Source organism: Klebsiella sp. S69, from assembly GCF_016516145.1.
In the GTDB taxonomy this organism is placed as follows: Bacteria; Pseudomonadota; Gammaproteobacteria; order Enterobacterales; family Enterobacteriaceae; genus Klebsiella; species Klebsiella oxytoca.
Map to the genome: position 1 here is coordinate 144,671 of NZ_JACVUU010000012.1, position 16,851 is coordinate 161,521.

Annotated in this window: 22 protein-coding genes; 8 read left to right on the forward strand and 14 right to left on the reverse strand. The window is 54.8% G+C overall.

All coding sequences use genetic code 11. From position 1 onward, the window contains the following. The first annotated feature begins 285 nt into the window (after positions 1–285). Positions 286–948: a LysM-like peptidoglycan-binding domain-containing protein gene (locus IAE27_RS13685; protein WP_154022793.1), complete on the forward strand. Its 663-nt coding sequence runs from the start codon at positions 286–288 to the stop codon at positions 946–948. An 18-nt stretch (positions 949–966) separates the two neighbouring features. Here the strand turns inward: IAE27_RS13685 and IAE27_RS13690 are convergent, their stop codons facing one another. The 5 genes from IAE27_RS13690 to rpsF all read right to left on the reverse strand — a co-directional run bounded on the left by IAE27_RS13690 (position 967) and on the right by rpsF (position 3,502). Further along, the gene (locus IAE27_RS13690) at positions 967–1,917 is read right to left on the reverse strand and encodes a DMT family transporter (protein WP_004109067.1); all 951 of its coding nucleotides are present in this window, start codon (positions 1,915–1,917) and stop codon (positions 967–969) included. Positions 1,918–2,063: 146 nt separating this feature from the next. Then, the gene (rplI, locus tag IAE27_RS13695; protein WP_004109068.1) at positions 2,064–2,513 is read right to left on the reverse strand and encodes a 50S ribosomal protein L9; all 450 of its coding nucleotides are present in this window, start codon (positions 2,511–2,513) and stop codon (positions 2,064–2,066) included. Positions 2,514–2,554: 41 nt separating this feature from the next. Beyond that, positions 2,555–2,782 (reverse strand): 30S ribosomal protein S18, encoded by a 228-nt coding sequence (gene rpsR, locus IAE27_RS13700; RefSeq protein WP_000135199.1) that lies wholly within the window; start codon positions 2,780–2,782, stop codon positions 2,555–2,557. A 4-nt stretch (positions 2,783–2,786) separates the two neighbouring features. Then, positions 2,787–3,101: a primosomal replication protein N gene (gene priB / locus IAE27_RS13705; protein ID WP_004098002.1), complete on the reverse strand. Its 315-nt coding sequence runs from the start codon at positions 3,099–3,101 to the stop codon at positions 2,787–2,789. Between the two features lie 5 nt (positions 3,102–3,106). Then, positions 3,107–3,502, reverse strand: coding sequence for a 30S ribosomal protein S6 (rpsF, locus tag IAE27_RS13710; RefSeq protein ID WP_004098001.1), 396 nt, complete (start codon positions 3,500–3,502; stop codon positions 3,107–3,109). A gap of 339 nt (positions 3,503–3,841) precedes the next feature. On the opposite strand from rpsF, the gene IAE27_RS13715 reads away from it, so the two are divergent. Beyond that, positions 3,842–4,117: a DUF1471 domain-containing protein gene (locus tag IAE27_RS13715; protein WP_004109070.1), complete on the forward strand. Its 276-nt coding sequence runs from the start codon at positions 3,842–3,844 to the stop codon at positions 4,115–4,117. Positions 4,118–4,375: 258 nt separating this feature from the next. Next, the gene (locus tag IAE27_RS13720) at positions 4,376–5,569 is read left to right on the forward strand and encodes an MFS transporter (RefSeq protein WP_004117432.1); all 1,194 of its coding nucleotides are present in this window, start codon (positions 4,376–4,378) and stop codon (positions 5,567–5,569) included. Positions 5,570–5,631: 62 nt separating this feature from the next. Here IAE27_RS13720 and IAE27_RS13725 read toward each other — a convergent pair whose 3' ends face one another. From IAE27_RS13725 to ulaA, 6 genes are read right to left on the reverse strand one after another with little or no spacing between them, the layout of a single operon-like run. Then, positions 5,632–6,318, reverse strand: coding sequence for an L-ribulose-5-phosphate 4-epimerase (locus tag IAE27_RS13725; protein WP_004109075.1), 687 nt, complete (start codon positions 6,316–6,318; stop codon positions 5,632–5,634). Then, complete coding sequence (ulaE, locus tag IAE27_RS13730; protein ID WP_016809363.1) at positions 6,318–7,172, reverse strand: L-ribulose-5-phosphate 3-epimerase UlaE; 855 nt, start codon at positions 7,170–7,172, stop codon at positions 6,318–6,320. Before ulaE ends, IAE27_RS13725 begins: the two co-directional genes overlap by 1 nt. 9 nt (positions 7,173–7,181) lie before the next feature. Further along, positions 7,182–7,832, reverse strand: coding sequence for a 3-keto-L-gulonate-6-phosphate decarboxylase UlaD (gene ulaD, locus IAE27_RS13735; protein ID WP_004117409.1), 651 nt, complete (start codon positions 7,830–7,832; stop codon positions 7,182–7,184). 12 nt (positions 7,833–7,844) lie between these two features. Continuing rightward, on the reverse strand, positions 7,845–8,312 hold the full coding sequence (ulaC, locus tag IAE27_RS13740) for a PTS ascorbate transporter subunit IIA (RefSeq protein WP_064343635.1): 468 nt from the start codon (positions 8,310–8,312) through the stop codon (positions 7,845–7,847). Between the two features lie 9 nt (positions 8,313–8,321). Beyond that, positions 8,322–8,627 carry a PTS ascorbate transporter subunit IIB gene (gene ulaB, locus IAE27_RS13745; protein WP_004109091.1) on the reverse strand — a complete coding sequence of 102 codons (306 nt, stop codon included), beginning with the start codon at positions 8,625–8,627 and terminating at the stop codon, positions 8,322–8,324. A gap of 12 nt (positions 8,628–8,639) precedes the next feature. Then, on the reverse strand, positions 8,640–10,040 hold the full coding sequence (gene ulaA / locus IAE27_RS13750) for a PTS ascorbate transporter subunit IIC (RefSeq protein ID WP_004109094.1): 1,401 nt from the start codon (positions 10,038–10,040) through the stop codon (positions 8,640–8,642). Between the two features lie 365 nt (positions 10,041–10,405). Here ulaA and ulaG point away from each other — a divergent pair, with 365 nt between their 5' ends. Together ulaG and ulaR are read left to right on the forward strand one after the other, a co-directional pair. After that, a complete protein-coding gene (gene ulaG, locus IAE27_RS13755; protein ID WP_017145082.1) occupies positions 10,406–11,470 on the forward strand; it encodes an L-ascorbate 6-phosphate lactonase in 1,065 nt (354 codons plus the stop codon). A 106-nt stretch (positions 11,471–11,576) separates the two neighbouring features. After that, a complete protein-coding gene (gene ulaR / locus IAE27_RS13760) occupies positions 11,577–12,332 on the forward strand; it encodes an HTH-type transcriptional regulator UlaR (protein WP_004109113.1) in 756 nt (251 codons plus the stop codon). Here ulaR and yjfP read toward each other — a convergent pair. Beyond that, positions 12,329–13,045: an esterase gene (gene yjfP, locus IAE27_RS13765; RefSeq protein ID WP_004109116.1), complete on the reverse strand. Its 717-nt coding sequence runs from the start codon at positions 13,043–13,045 to the stop codon at positions 12,329–12,331. The two genes, ulaR and yjfP, sit on opposite strands and share 4 nt — an antisense overlap. 202 nt (positions 13,046–13,247) lie before the next feature. Between yjfP and bsmA the strand changes: the two genes are divergently transcribed. Both bsmA and yjfN read left to right on the forward strand, forming a co-directional pair. Further along, positions 13,248–13,556, forward strand: a complete 309-nt coding sequence (bsmA, locus tag IAE27_RS13770) for a biofilm peroxide resistance protein BsmA (RefSeq protein WP_004109119.1) — start codon at positions 13,248–13,250, stop codon at positions 13,554–13,556. A 137-nt stretch (positions 13,557–13,693) separates the two neighbouring features. Next, on the forward strand, positions 13,694–13,969 hold the full coding sequence (gene yjfN, locus IAE27_RS13775) for a DUF1471 family protease activator YjfN (RefSeq protein WP_026055994.1): 276 nt from the start codon (positions 13,694–13,696) through the stop codon (positions 13,967–13,969). On the opposite strand, the gene IAE27_RS13780 is transcribed toward yjfN, so the two are convergent. Then, on the reverse strand, positions 13,960–15,597 hold the full coding sequence (locus IAE27_RS13780) for an isovaleryl-CoA dehydrogenase (RefSeq protein ID WP_004109124.1): 1,638 nt from the start codon (positions 15,595–15,597) through the stop codon (positions 13,960–13,962). The two genes, yjfN and IAE27_RS13780, sit on opposite strands and share 10 nt — an antisense overlap. Before the next feature lie 105 nt (positions 15,598–15,702). On the opposite strand from IAE27_RS13780, the gene IAE27_RS13785 reads away from it, so the two are divergent. Next, entirely contained in the window at positions 15,703–16,065 is a 363-nt protein-coding gene (locus IAE27_RS13785; RefSeq protein WP_004109127.1) for a hypothetical protein, read from the forward strand. A 36-nt stretch (positions 16,066–16,101) separates the two neighbouring features. Here the strand turns inward: IAE27_RS13785 and rlmB are convergent, their stop codons facing one another. Further along, positions 16,102–16,833 carry a 23S rRNA (guanosine(2251)-2'-O)-methyltransferase RlmB gene (gene rlmB, locus IAE27_RS13790; protein ID WP_004109129.1) on the reverse strand — a complete coding sequence of 244 codons (732 nt, stop codon included), beginning with the start codon at positions 16,831–16,833 and terminating at the stop codon, positions 16,102–16,104. Positions 16,834–16,851 lie beyond the last annotated feature (18 nt).

Here is a 16,851-nt window from a genome sequence, read left to right on the forward strand (position 1 = left end):
CGCAGCATAAGCAGAAAAGCCGGAACATATACCCTAAATAATTCGAGCTGCAGCCAACGCATCTGCAACCTGAAGTATGACGGGTATAAAGAGGTGGGCAGCATATCAGCCACAGCACGACGGGTAAAACTTTGTCGGCAGGATGATGACAAATCTGACGGAAACAGAAACAATAGAGAGATAAGGTTAACCTCACGAAACATATCTTTGTCTCGTCCTTCAGAAAGTTAGCCATCTATACTCTAGAGACAGCAGGATAAAAATATGCGGAGCAGGAGGAAAGCCATGCCCGGGCGCTTTGAACTGAAATCTACCCTGGAGAAGATCTGGCATGCCCCGGATCATTTTCGCCTCATGGATCCGCTACCGCCGATGCACCGCCGCGGTATTATTGCCGGAGCGCTGCTGGTGGTTATCGGCGTTCTGCTCCCTTCAGAGGATAACGGCAGTTCATTTCAGGCCAGCCGCGAGGCGAATCTCGACCTGCAATCTCAGTCGCAGCCGCAGTCTTCAGGTAATCAGGCCGTCCCACTGCCGCCCATCACCAACACGCCGCCGGTCAACGATGCCGATCAGGTGGCGCCGGTCGCGCCGGAGCCCATTCAGGATGAGCAGCCGGATCAGCCGCAGCAGCAGACCGCTTCCCAGCCTTATCAGGAGCCGCAGTCGACTCCCGGCATTGAGCAGCAGTGGCGGACCTACCGCATTGAATCCGGCAAAACCCTCGCGCAGCTGTTCCGCGACCACAACCTGCCGCCGACCGACGTTTACGCCATGGCCCAGGTTGAAGGTGCCGGTAAGCCGCTAAGCTCGCTGCAAACCGGGCAGACGGTACAGATCCGCCAGAATGCCAGCGGCGTGGTCACCGGGCTGACTATCGATACCGGCGGCGGGCAGCAGGTGCTGTTTACCCGCCAGTCGAACGGTAGCTTTATTCGCGTCCGTTAAGCGTTCCGGCCGGGTAGCTTACCCGGCCTGCTGTGAAGATTTTCCGGATGTTGCCCCCGGCTTATTTACCCACCAGATCCCGGCGCACACCAGCACCAGCGCAACCGCATATTTCGGTTCAAAAATATTCTCGCCAAGGAAGATGGCCGACAGCACGGTTCCGGCTACCGGGATGACAAAGTTGAACGGCGCAATCATGCTCACGCGGTTATGCTTCAGCAACACGCTCCACAAAGCAAAAGCGATGGAAGAGAGCAGCGTCAAATAAGCCAGAACCAGCACCGCTGCGGAGCTGTGAACCTCGAGGGTTCCGCCGGTCAGGTAACCGCCGCCAACCAGCACCAGACCGCCAAACGCCAGCTGCCAGCCGGTCATCACCGTTGGGTCAACCGTTTGTGAAATGCGTTTACCATATAGCGTCGCCGCCGACAGAATAAAAGCCGCCAGCACCACAAAACCATCACCTTGCCAGACAAAGCTAAAATCGCTCAATGAATGATTAAAGTTCACCAGCATGACGCCGGCAAAACCGAGAATGCAGCCGATGGCCTTGTTATAGCTCAGCTTGTCATTCTGATAGATGAAGTGCGCCAACAGGACGCTGAAGAAGGTTCCGGTAGCGTTCATAATCGAGCCCTTCACGCCGGTGGTAAACGCCAGGCCCACGTAGAAGAAAACGTACTGGATAGACGTTTGCGTAACGCCCAGTATCGCCAGCTGCCCGCACTGACGCGGATTTAAGCGGGCAATCGGCTTACGTTGCACCAGCGCGAAGAGCAGCAGCAGGGTTCCGGCAAACAGGAAGCGATAGCCAGCAAAAACGATTTTTGACGGCACATCATCAGTGGCAATCTGAAACAGTTCGTAGCCGCTTTTAATCGCCGGATAGGAGCTTCCCCACAGCAGGCAGCAGAGGGTTGCGCAGGCATAAGCCACATTCTTGCGGGAAAATATTGAGGGTGCGTCCATTCACTTTACCAGAAATAAAATAGTGTTTTATTTTATTATCCAGAAAGTTGCTAAGAATAGCCACCATACCAGGAAAAGATTAGGCAAATACAGAAAAGCAAAACGCCGGCACAGGGCCGGCGTCTCGACGTGAGTTGAGTAATGAATTACTCAGCTACAACGTTAACAACCAGTTTAGCGAAGACTTCGCTGTGAACCTGGAAGTCCACTTCGTGCTCACCGGTGGTGCGCAGAACGCCGTTCGGCAGACGAACTTCGCTCTTAGCAACGGCAACGCCAGCTGCAGTTACAGCGTCAGCGATGTCGCGAGTACCGATGGAACCGAACAGTTTACCTTCGTCGCCAGATTTAGACGCGATGGTAACGGTGCCCAGTGCGTTGATTGCTTCAGCACGTGCGTTAGCAGCGCTCAGAACTTCTGCCAGTTTGGCTTCCAGTTCAGCACGGCGTGCTTCGAAGAATTCAACGTTTTTCTTGGTAGCAGGAACAGCTTTACCCTGTGGTACCAGGAAGTTACGAGCATAGCCCGCTTTAACGTTAACCTGATCACCCAGGCTACCCAGGTTTGCTACTTTATCAAGCAGAATAACTTGCATTACCTTATCCTCTCAAAGTCGTATTAATGGACCGTGACCGATTACTGATGACGATCAGTGTACGGCAGCAGGGACAGGTAGCGAGCGCGTTTGATAGCGCGTGCCAGCTGACGCTGATATTTTGCACGGGTACCGGTGATACGGCTCGGGACAATCTTACCGCTTTCGGTGATGTAGTTTTTCAGCGTAGCGATATCTTTATAGTCGATCTCTTGAACGCCTTCCGCGGTGAAACGGCAGAACTTGCGACGACGGAAATAACGTGCCATATGGCTAGTCTCCAGAATCTATCAATTCAATCTGCTCGGCATGCAGAACCATTTTGCTCAAGCCGTTCTTTGCCTTGTGGCAAGAGATGAACCCTCGAACGATTACTGCGCTACCGACCGTTATACTGTGAGTAATGGCCTGGTTCTGGTGTCCGCTGATTATCACGGGCATCTGGCACCACGCCTGCCGGTGAAAACCGGCTTCCTCCTGCACTGAACGATGCTCAAGCACGAACTGGCAGTGTGGAATTCCTGACGGGCTGACCTTACGAAGTGGAGTCCTGCAAACAATGCCGGACAGCTCCAGACGATTGGTCATCAGGATTACTCTTCAGAATCCCCAGCTTCAGAATCATCTGCGGTTTCGTTAGCGAAATCTTCGCGACGCTCACGGCGCTCGTCTTTCGCTTTAACCATCGGAGATGCTTCGGTAACAGCGTGCTTAGTACGCATTACCATGCTGCGGATAACGGCGTCGTTGAAGCGGAAGTTAGTTTCCAGCTCATCGATCGCTTCCTGCGGCGCTTCAACGTTCAGCAGAACGTAGTGAGCTTTGTGCAGTTTGTTGATCGGATAAGCCAGCTGACGGCGGCCCCAGTCTTCCAGACGGTGGATCGTACCTTCTGCTGCAGTGATTGCACCAGTGTAACGTTCGATCATGCCCGGAACCTGTTCGCTCTGGTCAGGATGGACCATAAAAACGATTTCGTAATGACGCATCGAATTGCTCCTTACGGATTATTCAGCCTCCTGTCTGGGTCAGCCGCGGCCCATGGAGGCAAGGAACGTGTTAAAGGGCGGCTGAAAAATTGACGCGTCATAATACGGGCGAGCGGGGTTTAAGACAAGTGAATTGTGCAAATAATTCGCACTAAGCGCAAAGTGACCCTAAGCCCGTGATTTAAAATTAATCAACAGCGGAAGCGACAATTTTTTGAACAACTGCATCAGAAATGGTCGCGATGCGCCAGAGAGAGGCAGCGATTACAATTAGATCAGAAGCAATCCATACCCCAGGGAAGCGGGTGAACGTCAGGACTGTCATAAGGAGCGTAGATGATGAAATACATCCTCATAACCATGATGGCAGCGCTTTTGTTATGCGCCAACGCGCTGGCTGCTATTAAAATCGATGCCCGCCAGGCCCGCAATATGGATGATGTGCAGAGCCTCGGCGTTATCTATATCAACCATAACATCGCCACCGAGCAGGAAGCTGACCAGGCGCTTAGCCAGCAGAGCGATGTTCAGGGAGCGAAATACTTCCAGCCAATCCTTATTCATGAACCGGGAAGCGATGGGCAAATTCACGCCAGCGCCGTCATTTACCGCTAACGCCTCCGGAGCGCTGACTTCTTCCAATAACAGGGGAAGTCAGCGATGCTCCTGCCCGGCCCGCCGACGTTGCTCAATTCGACACAAAACACAGAACCTGATGTTTGACTGGCGTTTCCTGACTGAGTAAGGCGTCCGCCGCGTCGCGGAAGAGAGCGTTGCTTAATGCAATTGAGAATTATTTTTCCTCGTGACTTATCAGCCTGCGCGTAACCTGATTTAATCTCTCTTTAACTGCATGATTCTCTGGAGTGATTCATGGTTCCGCGTTTTGCCACGCTCAGCCGTATCCCAAAAGGGGTTTGGGTGCTGGGCGGCGTTAGCTTGCTGATGGATGTTTCCTCAGAAATGATCCACAGCCTGCTCCCATTATTTATGGCCACCACGTTGGGAGCCAGCGTGATTATTATCGGCATTATCGAAGGCGTGGCGGAAGCCACCGCGCTGATGCTGAAGGTGTTTTCCGGCGTCATCAGCGATTATGTCGGCAAACGTAAAGGGCTGGCGCTGCTCGGCTATGGTCTGGGAGCGCTGAGTAAGCCTCTTTTTGCTATCGCCCCTACCTCCGGCATGGTGTTTAGCGCTCGAATGATCGACCGCATCGGCAAAGGAATACGCGGTGCGCCGCGGGATGCGCTGGTTGCCGACGTCACTCCCCCGGAAATTCGCGGGGCCGCCTACGGGCTGCGCCAGGCGCTGGACACCATCGGCGCGTTTCTGGGCCCGCTGCTTGCCGTCGCGCTGATGTTTCTCTGGGATAACGATTTCCAGTCGATTTTCTGGGTCGCGGCGATTCCCGCCGTCCTCTCAATCGCTCTGTTGGGCTTTGGGTTAAAAGAACCCAACACATCGGTCGTCCAGAAACGTACCAATCCCCTGCGCCGCGAGAATCTCAAGAAGCTTTCCGCCGCTTACTGGTGGGTGGTGGCTATTGGCTCGATTTTCACCCTCGCCCGCTTCAGCGAAGCCTTTCTGGTGCTACGCGCCCAGCAAATGGCGATCCCGCTATTCGCCATACCGCTAGTAATGGTCGCCATGAACCTGGTCTACAGCCTGACTGCCTATCCTTTCGGGAAATTATCGGACAGGATGAGCCACAGCAAAATGCTGCAGTGGGGCCTGCTGGTGCTGATTGCCGCCGATATCGTGCTGGCGCTGAGTAGCCACTGGAGCACGCTTTTAGCCGGCGTCGCGCTGTGGGGTATTCATATGGGCATGACGCAGGGTCTACTGGCGGCAATGGTGGCGCATACCGCCCCGCCTGAACTGCGCGGCACTGCATTCGGAATGTTCAACCTGATGAGCGGAATCGCGCTACTGCTGGCCAGCGCCGGTGCAGGCGTGCTGTGGGAAATGTTGGGCGCCGCCTCGACGTTTTATGCTGGCGCGATAATTTGCGTCGTGACGCTGATAGGTATGCGCTGTATGCCGTCGGCTTATCAACAACGTTAAAAAAGGCTCCGGAGCAGACCGGTTGATTCATCATAAAGATGAAATGCTCCGGAGCACGTATTTCACTTTTGCCCGTAGTAGGCGTTTGGCCCGTGCTTGCGCATGAAGTGTTTGTCCATCAGCCAGCTATCGATGGGCTTCAGCTGCGGGTTGATCGCGCGGGCTATCCACGCCATCCGCGCCACTTCTTCCATCACCACCGCGTTGTGCACCGCATCGTGCGCATCTTTGCCCCAGGCAAAAGGCCCGTGCTGATAGACCACGACGCCCGGCGTATGCAGCGGCTCAACATCGCCCAGCGTTTCGATAATCACGTGGCCGGTATTCAGCTCATAAGCCTCTTCCACTTCCCGGGGGCTCAACGCCCGGGTGCAGGGGATATCGCCAAAGAAGTAGTCCGCATGGGTCGTTCCCAGCGCGGGAATGGCCAGACCCGCCTGCGCCCAGGCCGTTGCGTGCGTCGAATGAGTATGTACCACGCCCCCCAGACTCGGGTAGCGGCGATACAGCGCCAGATGCGTGGCGGTATCGGAAGAGGGACGATACCGCCCGTCTACCACTCTCCCCTCCAGATCCACGACCACCATATCGTCCGCTTTCATGGCCTCGTAGGCGACTCCGCTGGGCTTAATCGCCACCAGCCCGCGTTCGCGGTCGATAGCGCTGACGTTACCCCAGGTAAAAGTGACCAGGCCGTAGCGCGGTAAATCCATATTGGCTTCAAATACCTGCCGTTTTAGCGTTTGCATTATGCTGCCTCCACCAGACCGGCGCTGGCCATCCTCGCCTTCACCCAATCGCGTGCTTTCGCGACCTCGGCGGCCGGATCGTCGGTCGTTTCGCTCCACATTTCAATTAGATACGGGCCGCAATAGCCCGTCTGCTTGAGCGTTTCGAAACAACGTTCAAAATCGACGACGCCTTCGCCGAACGGCACGTTTTTAAATACGCCGGGTTTCGTATCTTTTATATGCACCGCCACGATATGCCCCATCCCGGCCTGCAGCTCCATCTGCACGTCGTTATCCCAGGCGGAAAGGTTGCCGATGTCCGGATAGAGCTGGAACCACGGATTATTCAGATAATGAGCATAGCCCAGCGCCTTGCTGATCGAGTTCATCAGCGGATAGTCCATGATTTCCATTGCCAGCGTTACCTGCGCGCGGCTGGCCATTTCAACGCTCTCTTTTAGCCCGTCACGGAAGCGGCGGCGCGTCTCGTTGTTGGCTTCCTGGTAGTAAACATCGTAGCCCGCCAGTTGAATAACGCGAATGCCGACATCCTGAGCCAGTTGAATCGCTTTGCGCATAATCTCCAGGCCCTGCGCCCGAACCGCGTCGTCTTCGCTACCGAGCGGGAAGCGCCGATGGGCGCTCAGGCACATAGAGGGCACGCGCACCCCGGTTTCGGCAATCGCGTTAACCAGCGCGAAGCGCTGCTCCCGGCTCCAGTCGAGCCGGGCCAGGCGGGCGTCAGTTTCATCGACCGACATTTCGACGAAATCAAAACCGAGCGCCTTAGCCAGCTGCAGGCGTTCCAGCCAGCACTCCCCGGCGGGGAGCGCTTTTTCATAGATGCCGAGCGGAATATGTTTCGACAGCATAGCCGCTCCTTAGCCCCACAGTTGGGCGATAGAACGTTTGAACTGCCGGGCGGCTTCCACCGGCGAAGCGGCGTCGCGAATGCTGCGCCCGGCGATAAAGACGTGGATCGGAATTCCCTGGAACAGCGGCAAATCCTCCAGCGCCAGGCCGCCGGTGACGGTGACTTTAAAGCCCATATCGGACAGGCGTTTGATAGCGTTAATATCCGCCTCGCCCCATGCCACCCCGGCCGCCTGGGCGTCGCGGCTACGGTGATAGACTACCTGCTGGATACCCGCTTCGCGCCACTCCTGCGCCTGCTCCCAGGTCCAGTAGCCGGTCAGTTCAATCTGAACGTCTCCGTTGTACTCTTTCGCCACGTCCAGCGCGCCTTTGGTGGTGTTGATGTCCGCACAGCAGATCACGGTTACCCAGTCGGCGTTGGCTTCAAAGCACATGCGGGAGAGGATTTTACCGGCATCGGCGATTTTAGCGTCCGCCAGCACGATTTTGTTGGGATAGAGCGCCTTCAGGTCGCGAACGGCGCGAACGCCTTCAGCCACGCAAAGGATGGTGCCGACTTCAATAATATCCACTTCATCGGCTATCAGGCGCGTCGTTTCATACGCGGAAGACATGGATTGGTTATCGAGCGCAACCTGCAACATAGGTAATGACATTTTCTCTTCCTTTTAAACGGCCGCCGCCGTGGTGTTATCAATTAAATCCAGCACTTGCTGCGCGGTGCGGCAGGCGCGTAAACGGTCAAAATTGGCTTCGTCTTCAAACAGATTGACGATCTGCATGATGCCCACTTCCTGATGGGTATTGGCATCCACGGCCGCCATGGTGATCAGGATGTCGACCGGGTCGTTATCCTCATGATTGAAAACCAGCGGCGTTTTCAGCGTGACCAGCGCAAAGCCAGTTTTCTTGACTCCCTCTTCCGGGCGACCGTGCGGCATCGCCAGGCCGGGAGCTATCACAAAATAAGGGCCGTGCTGAGCTACGCCATCCAGAATGGCCTGGTAGTAGCGCGGCTCTACCACATCGGCTTTCACCAGCAAATCAACGCTCAGCTTGACGGCTTCCTGCCAGGTGCTGGCATCAGCCTGTAAAAGGATGGAGTTATTCTCCACCAGCGAATCACGTAATTTCATTTGGCGTCCTTACTTCACATCCTGCGGAAAGTGCGCTTTGATCACTTCCAGCAGTTTTGGGCCAAAGTCCGCTGGCGAGAGCATGTTGCGTACGCCAACCACGTATTTATTGCCGGAGACGCTAATCTCACCGGCGATATGGGTGGAGGCGATAATAATGTCCGCGCCGTTTAGTTCGCTTTTATATTCCCCCACCGCGCAGCTGTTCACCGTGTGATCGATATTTGACTGGGTCAAAAACTGGTCCACCTTCATCTTCATGATCATGGAACTTCCTTGCCCGTTGCCACATACAGCCAGAATACGTACGGTCATAGTCAAAACTCCTTATTGAGCAGAAGCATCTGCCAGTTGTTTTTCCGCGTCCTCTTCAGCACGCAGCGTGCGCCCTGCGAAGAACATATAAGCCAGTGCAATAATGATGATGACGGCCATAAACGCGATACCGATGGAGGCGAAGCCCTGCATCATCGGCGGCGCCAGAATTGACCAGTCAGCCATGCCCATCCAGGCGCTCATGCCGGTCAGCTTCACCGCCCAGACGCAGCCAAAGATTTCAATCATTCCCATCACCAGGCAAATCTTGAGCGCCGCGCGCCAGCCGCCAAAGTGGTTAGCAAAGACGCCGATGGTAGCGTTCGAGAAAAACATCGGGATAAAGCCCGGAATAATCAGAATGGAAGAGCCGACGCCCACCAGAATACCGACGGCGATCAGCTGGCCGATGGTGCCCCACATAAAGCCCCAGACGACGGCGTTTGGCGCAAAGCTATAGATCGCCGCACAGTCAATGGCCAGTACGGCCCCAGGAATCAGGCGCTGTGAGATGCCGTTAAACGCCTCGGAGAGCTCGGCGACGAACATGCGCACGCCCTGGGTGATAATGAAAATAGCCACGGCGAACGAGAAGCCCGTTTGCAGGATATAGACCGTCCAGTGGGTATTGCCCGCCATCGCCTGTACGGTATCGATGCCGAAGGAGAGCAGGATCGCGCCGAAGAAAATGGTCATCACAATGGCCGTGGAGACGATGTTGTCGTGAAAGATGTTCAGCCAGCCCGGCAGCTTAAGATCTTCAACGCTCTCCTCTTTTTTACCCAGATACGGAGCGACCTTGTAAGCAATCCATGAAGCGAACTGCTGCTGGTGACCGATGGAGAAGCCGCAGCCGTCGGTCACTTCCTGGGTCGGCTTGTACATCATGTTCGAGGTAATGCCCCAATAGAGCGATACCAGCACCGCCGTACAGATGATGGTCGTCCACATCGGGTAGCCGAATATGTAAAAAGAGACGGCAATCAACCCAGCCTGCTGGAACATGATGTGCCCGGTCAGCATGATGGTGCGAATACCGGTAATACGCCGCAGCAGGACGTAACAAATATTCAACGCCAGAGCTAACAGCACGGCATAGCCCACCCAGCTGTAGGCGTCTCCCATGCGTTCGATCGTGGCCATCATTGATGCGTAGGTATCGGAGATAGCCCCGTTAATGCCATAAACCTCAGACATTTTCGCCACTACCGGCTTAAAGGTGCTGGTCAGAATGCCGGAGCCAGCCTGCAACAGCATAAAACCGATAATGGTTTTAATCGTCCCTTTAACAATAACGCTGGCGCTTTTACGCAGCAGGATATAGCCCAGGCAGGTCACAATCCCCAGCAGTAGCGGGGCGTTAGTCATTACCTGGTTAAAGAACACGGTAAAGATGTGGTAGAGAATCTCCATAACACACTCCAGAAGGTGGACGCTCTGAACGCACGCTACGCTCAGGGTTTGTTGTTGGGATCACTCTAATAATCAAAAATAATCACAACAAGATTATATTTGATTAAATGTGACGCACGCCGCAAATAATCACACAATCCGCCATCGTATTAATTCTCATTTTCATAAAATAAAAAATAACACATTAAAATCAATAAAATATAATTCCACATATATCATAAAATCTGTCTTAACCTCCGTTTACCCCTTAGGATTGCCTCCAGAACAGGCAAAATTCAGGATTGCAATCCTGAACAAACGATGCCAGTATTCTTCAAAACAAATCACAATGTGATTACTTTTGATAATATGTGAGGGGAAAATAAATGAGTAAAGTGCAAACCATCACCCGCGAATCATGGATCCTGAACACTTTTCCGGAATGGGGCAGCTGGCTGAACGAAGAGATTGAGCAAGAGCAGGTGGCGCCGGGCACCTTTGCCATGTGGTGGTTGGGTTGTACGGGCATCTGGCTAAAATCCGAAGGCGGAGCCAATATCTGCGTCGACTTCTGGTGCGGCACCGGCAAGCAAAGCCACGGCAACCCGCTGATGAAAACGGGCCACCAGATGCAGCGCATGGCGGGTGTGAAGAAGCTCCAACCAAACCTGCGGACCACTCCGTTTGTCCTCGATCCGTTCGCCATTCGCCAGATCGACGCCGTGCTGTCTACCCACGATCATAACGATCATATTGATGTGAACGTAGCCGCCGCGGTCATGCAGAACTGCGCCGAAGACGTACCTTTTATCGGCCCGCAAACCTGCGTCGATCTGTGGATGGGCTGGGGCGTTCCGAAAGAACGCTGCATAGTGATGAAACCGGGCGATGTGGTTAAAATCAAAGATATTGAAATCCACGCGCTCGACGCCTTTGACCGTACCGCCCTGATCACCTTACCCGCAGAACAAAAAGCCGCGGGCGTGCTGCCGGATGGGATGGATCAGCGCGCGGTGAACTACTTGTTTAAAACGCCGGGCGGCAACCTGTACCACAGCGGCGATTCTCACTACTCTAACTACTACGCGAAGCACGGGAATGAGCACCAAATCGACGTGGCTCTGGGCTCCTATGGCGAGAACCCGCGCGGCATTACCGACAAAATGACCAGCGCCGATATCCTGCGCATGGCCGAGTCGCTGAATACCAAAGTGGTGATCCCTTTCCATCACGATATCTGGTCAAATTTCCAGGCCGATCCGCAGGAGATCCGCGTTCTGTGGGAAATGAAAAAAGACCGCCTGAAGTATGGCTTTAAGCCATTTATCTGGCAGGTCGGCGGGAAGTTCACCTGGCCGCTGGATAAAGACAACTTTGAATACCACTATCCTCGCGGATTCGACGATTGCTTCACCATGGAACCGGACCTCCCCTTTAAGTCCTTCCTCTAAGGCATCTCCGGCGGGAGCCCCCGCCGGAAATTATCCCCGTCAGCATTAGTATTTTCACCTGATTTCAAATATCATCTTTGCTTATCACTTTTAATCGGATTTGCTCATGACGGAAGCGCAAAGACATCAAATTTTACTGGATTTGCTGGCACAAACGGGATTTGTCACCGTGGAGCAGGTGATTTCCCGACTGGGAATTTCTCCGGCGACGGCACGGCGCGATATCAATAAGCTCGACGACAGCGGCAAACTAAAAAAAGTCCGCAACGGCGCGGAAGCCATCAGCGAGCAGCGCCCGCGCTGGTCACCAATGAATATTCACCAGGCGCAAAACCACGACGAGAAAGTGCGGATTGCACGTGCGGCTTCGCAACTGGTCAACCCCGGCGAAAGTATTGTTATCAACTGCGGCTCTACCGCCTTCCTGCTTGGGCAAGAGCTGTGCGGAAAACCGGTACAGATCATCACGAACTATTTGCCGCTGGCCAATTACCTGATCGATCAGGAACACGACAGCGTCATCATTATGGGCGGACAGTATAACCGCAGCCACTCCATCACCCTGAGCCCGCAGGGCAGCGAAAACAGCCTGTACGCCGGGCACTGGATGTTTACCAGCGGCAAAGGTCTCACCGCCGAAGGGCTATATAAAACCGATATGCTGACAGCGATGGCGGAGCAAAAAATGCTTAACGTCGTCGGTAAACTCGCGGTACTGGTCGACAGCAGTAAAGTTGGCGAACGCGCCGGAATGCTGTTTAGCCAGGCCGGGCAAATCGACCTGGTGATTACCGGAAAACAGGCGGATGAAGCGATCCTCAAGCAGCTTGAGGATCAGGGTGTTCAGGTGATTCGCGTTTAAAGATGGCGTTGAAAAAACGCCACCGTCGCCGCTAACGCCTCTGGCGTAATGCGGTGACGGACGCCCTTCTGCCAGAGGCAGGTTAACTTATCGGTCATTTCATGTTGCCGCAGCGCCTGCTGCAGACGGAAGGTCTCTTCCGGAGGCACCACATCATCTTCATCGCCGTGCCAGAGCAGCAGCGGCCGACTGGCAAGCGTCGCCAGCTGCTGGCTGACGTCCCAATCCGCCAGCTGCGCTGCATCAAATGAAGGCGAAGGGAAAAGCCTCTGCGAGAGCGTACTGAAATAGCCAGACCCCATCAGGCAGGCAACGCTTTTCAGCTCTGGATGATGGGTCATTATCCCCAGCGCCGTCATTCCGCCCATCGATGCTCCGGCAACCGCCAGCCTGTCGTCAGCAAGCCATCCCTGCGCACGAATCGCCTCCTGTAATGCCGGAAATTCAGCAAAATTTTGCATCAGGATCGGCCAGAAGCGCTGCATCCGCCCTTGTTCATCACCCTGATATCGCGCACCGTGTTCCGCCGCATCGGGCATAATGACCCGAAACCCGGCCTCTGCCAGAGCAACGGCAAAGTAGCTGTAGACCAGCTTAGAAGAGGTAAATCCATGATAAAAGACGATGCAAGGCAGCGGTGAATCCGCAGCGCCGTGCGGGCACGCATGGAGAACTTCCCCACCCGCAAGGTTACGCATTTCTAGTGCAATCATTTACCGTCTCCTTTCTCTATAGTGGTGTGGTGCTATGTTATTACTCGAGTCTCTTGTTCGCACATGATTCATAATCTTGAGAACCAGATTACGCTTTCACGATATTTTCATTCGAAAATCGCGTACCGGATAACAATTTGGGAACATTCCCCAGAAATGAGATTCAGGCTACCACTACACTATGACTATCAGGAAACGAGATATGGCTATGCGTAGGTTTATACCCTGGCTATTGGCTATCGCTTTAAGCGGCTGTAGTGCGCTACAAGGGACGCCAGAAGCGCCGCCGCCAGCAACCGACCATCCGCAAGAGATCCAACGTAATCAGACGATGGGCTTGCAGAAGATGGGCACGGTGAGTGTCTTAAAGTACGGCTCACCGATGGATGTCGAGGCTGCGCTAAAAGTCAAAGCTGAAGCAGCTAAGGCGGATTACTACGTCATCATTATGATTGATGACACCATGGTTCCCGGCCAGTGGTATTCGCAGGCGATTTTGTACCGTAAATAGCGGTCAATCTTTAAGCGAGCTTTACACTGCTTTGCGCCCATTCACGTTCTCCTGTGCATAATAACGTTCGGCCAGCTGTAACCTGGCAGAACGTTAGCAACGGACTGCCCTCAGGACTATGTGAAATGGAGCTGACGATGAAACGAAATTTTTCCCTACCCAGCCTGATGTTGACCACCGTCACGGCCAATACCTCCGCGCAGTCAGCGGAGTTTGCCAGCGCTGACTGCGTGACTGGCCTGAACGAAATTGGCCTGATTTGCGTTAACAATATTTCCGGCAGCCAGCAGGACGTTGAACATGCTATCGCCTTGCAGGCCGATGAGCAGGGCGCGTCCTGGTATCGCATCGTCCAGATGTACGAAGAGCAGCAGCCGGATAACTGGCGGGTACAGGCCATTCTCTATGCCTGAGGCGCCTGACGTCCACGCCCCATTGCCCGTAGCAGCAAGTCGTCCAGCGTCTGCTCGTCCAGACGCATGCCGCCGCGCGTGTCGAGCATCATACGGCACCAGGCTTCCGCCAACGGCGGTGAAGCAACGCGTAATACCTGCGCGCCAGCGCCCAGCCTATAGACCAGCCGGGTAATTTCCCGCCCCTGCGCTTCCACAGGTCGCCGCAACCATTGCTGCAACTGCCGCCATGCGCGGTCGAAATGACGGTTTTGCCCTTTGACTTCCGCGCACTCCGCCGCCAGTAGTTCAAGCGCCGCCGGCTGCTTCATCAGTACACGCATCACGTCCAGGCACATAATATTAGCGGAACCTTCCCAGATACTGTTTACCGGCATTTCGCGGTACAAACGCGGTAGTTCACTCTCTTCGCAATAGCCCGATCCCCCCAGCACCTCCATCGCTTCAGCGACGAAGGCGATCCCGGATTTGCAGACCGCAAATTTTGCCGCGGGCGTGAAAAGCCTTGCCCACAGCGCTTCCTGCGCATCACCGCGTCTGTCCCAGGCACGCGCCAGGCGGAACAGAAAGGCGGTTTGCCCTTCCAACCGCAGCGCCATTTGCCCCAGAACCTGACGCATCATCGGTTGATCGACCAGATTTTTGCCAAATGCCTGGCGCTGCAGAGCATGATACAGGGCGACTGAATAAGCCCGGCGCATCAGCGCATGGCTGCCCAGCGCGCAGTCAAAGCGGGTCAGGCCCCCCATCTTAAGAATCTGACGGATGCCATCGCCCTCTTCCCCGATCGGCCAGCCGCAAGCATTGTAAAACTCAACCTCGCCACTGGCGTTCGCGCGGTTACCTAATTTATCTTTCAGCCTTTCCAGGCGTACGCCGTTACGCTGACCGTCCGGCAGCAGGCGCGGGACAAAAAAGCAGGAGAGTCCCGCCGGCGCCTGCGCCAGCACCAGATGAGCATCGCTCTGCGGTACCGAGAAAAACCATTTATGACCGATAAGATGATAAAAGCCTTCGGCGGTTTTTTCCGCACGCGTCGTGTTGCTCAGGACATCGGATCCCCCCTGCTTTTCCGTCATCCCCATTCCGATAAGCAACCCTCGCTTCTGGTTACCCGGCGCCAGATGCGGATCGTAGCGATCGCTTAGGAGCGGCGATAGCCAGTCGCTAAAAGCCCCGGGTAAGGAGCGCTGCAGCAATGGAATAGCGGCAAAGGTCATCGTGACGGGGCACAGGGTTCCCGCCTCGACCTGCGCATGCAGCATAAAGCGGGCAGCGCGGGCAACGAAGGCGCCTTCGCGAGCGTCATCCTGCCAGGCAAGGTTATGCACCCGGTTAGCGCATAATCCTTGCATCAGCAGATGCCAGGCGGGATGGAAACGAACATCGTCAAGCCGCGATCCCGTCGCATCATAGCGCAATAGTTCCGGCGGATTACCGTTAGCCAGACGCCCCAGCTCCAGCGATTCTGCCGTCCCCAGCTGTTGGCCAATACTCGCCAGCAGATCGCCATCCCAGCCCGCGCCTTCGCGGACAACGGCTTCACGCAGGGCGGTATCGGACAGGAATAAGTTGCTGTTACACAGCGGCGCGGGTTGATTAAATACGGTATGAGTTTGCCAGTGCATGATGTTTCCCTCCTTCAATGGCTCTGCCGATAAGTATGGACAACGGCGCACTTTCCGTCAGAGAACTCTGTTATAAAGTTCTCTCACAATCTGAAAGGGAATTTCATGATTCATTTAATTATTGAAGATCGGGAAAACGCACTGACCTATATTCCGCTTATCCGTCGGCATCTACCCCATCTGGCGATTAACGCCATCAAGCAGAACCTGAACGCTTCGGGCTACGTTACCTCATTTGATGAAAGCAAAATTTGCGACGATATCCTTGAAGAGCAGAATCCTGTTGGAAATTTTCTCAATCTCATCAAGATATTAAAAAATCGGGGCGCGCAGCTTAAATTCATCGAGCAAACGGGAGATGAACCAGGAGAGGCGTTATCCTTAAGCCAGCTATTGAACTATGTGGAAAGAGGTCTGGAAATCGCCCGTCAGACGGAACGAGAAGATGAACAGGCAAGACGAAGATAAGCCATCCTGGAGAATGGCTTATACAGGAAGAAGAGATTAGCTGCGCTGACGCACCGCTTCAAACAGGCAAATCCCGGTGGCGACCGATACGTTCAGCGACGAGACGCTGCCGGCCATCGGAATGCTGATCAATTCGTCGCAGTGCTCGCGGGTCAGGCGTCGCATGCCTTCACCTTCCGCGCCCATCACCAGCGCCAGCGAACCGGTCATCTTGCTCTGGAACAGCGTATGGTCGGCTTCACCCGCGGTACCGACGATCCAGACGTTCTCTTCCTGCAGCAGACGCATGGTGCGTGCCAGGTTGGTGACGCGAATGAGCGGAACGTTCTCCGCCGCGCCACAGGCGACTTTTTTCGCCGTGGCATTCAGCTGCGCGGAGCGATCTTTGGGCACAATCACCGCATGTACGCCTGCGGCATCAGCGCTACGCAAACAGGCGCCGAGGTTGTGCGGATCGGTCACGCCGTCGAGGATCAAAAAGAATGGCTGATCGAGAGAAGCGATCAGATCCGGCAGATCGTTCTCCTGATACTGACGTCCGGGCTTCACGCGGGCAATAATTCCCTGATGAACGGCGCCTTCGCTTTTCTCATCGAGAAACTGGCGGCTGGCGACCTGAATCACTACGCCCTGTGCTTCCAGAGCATGGATCAGCGGCATAAGGCGCTTATCCTCACGGCCTTTCAGAATAAAGACTTCCTGAAAACGCTCAGGTGCGCGCTCCAGCAGTGCCTGCACCGCGTGGATGCCGTAAATCATTTCACTCATTTATCTACTCGTTTTAGG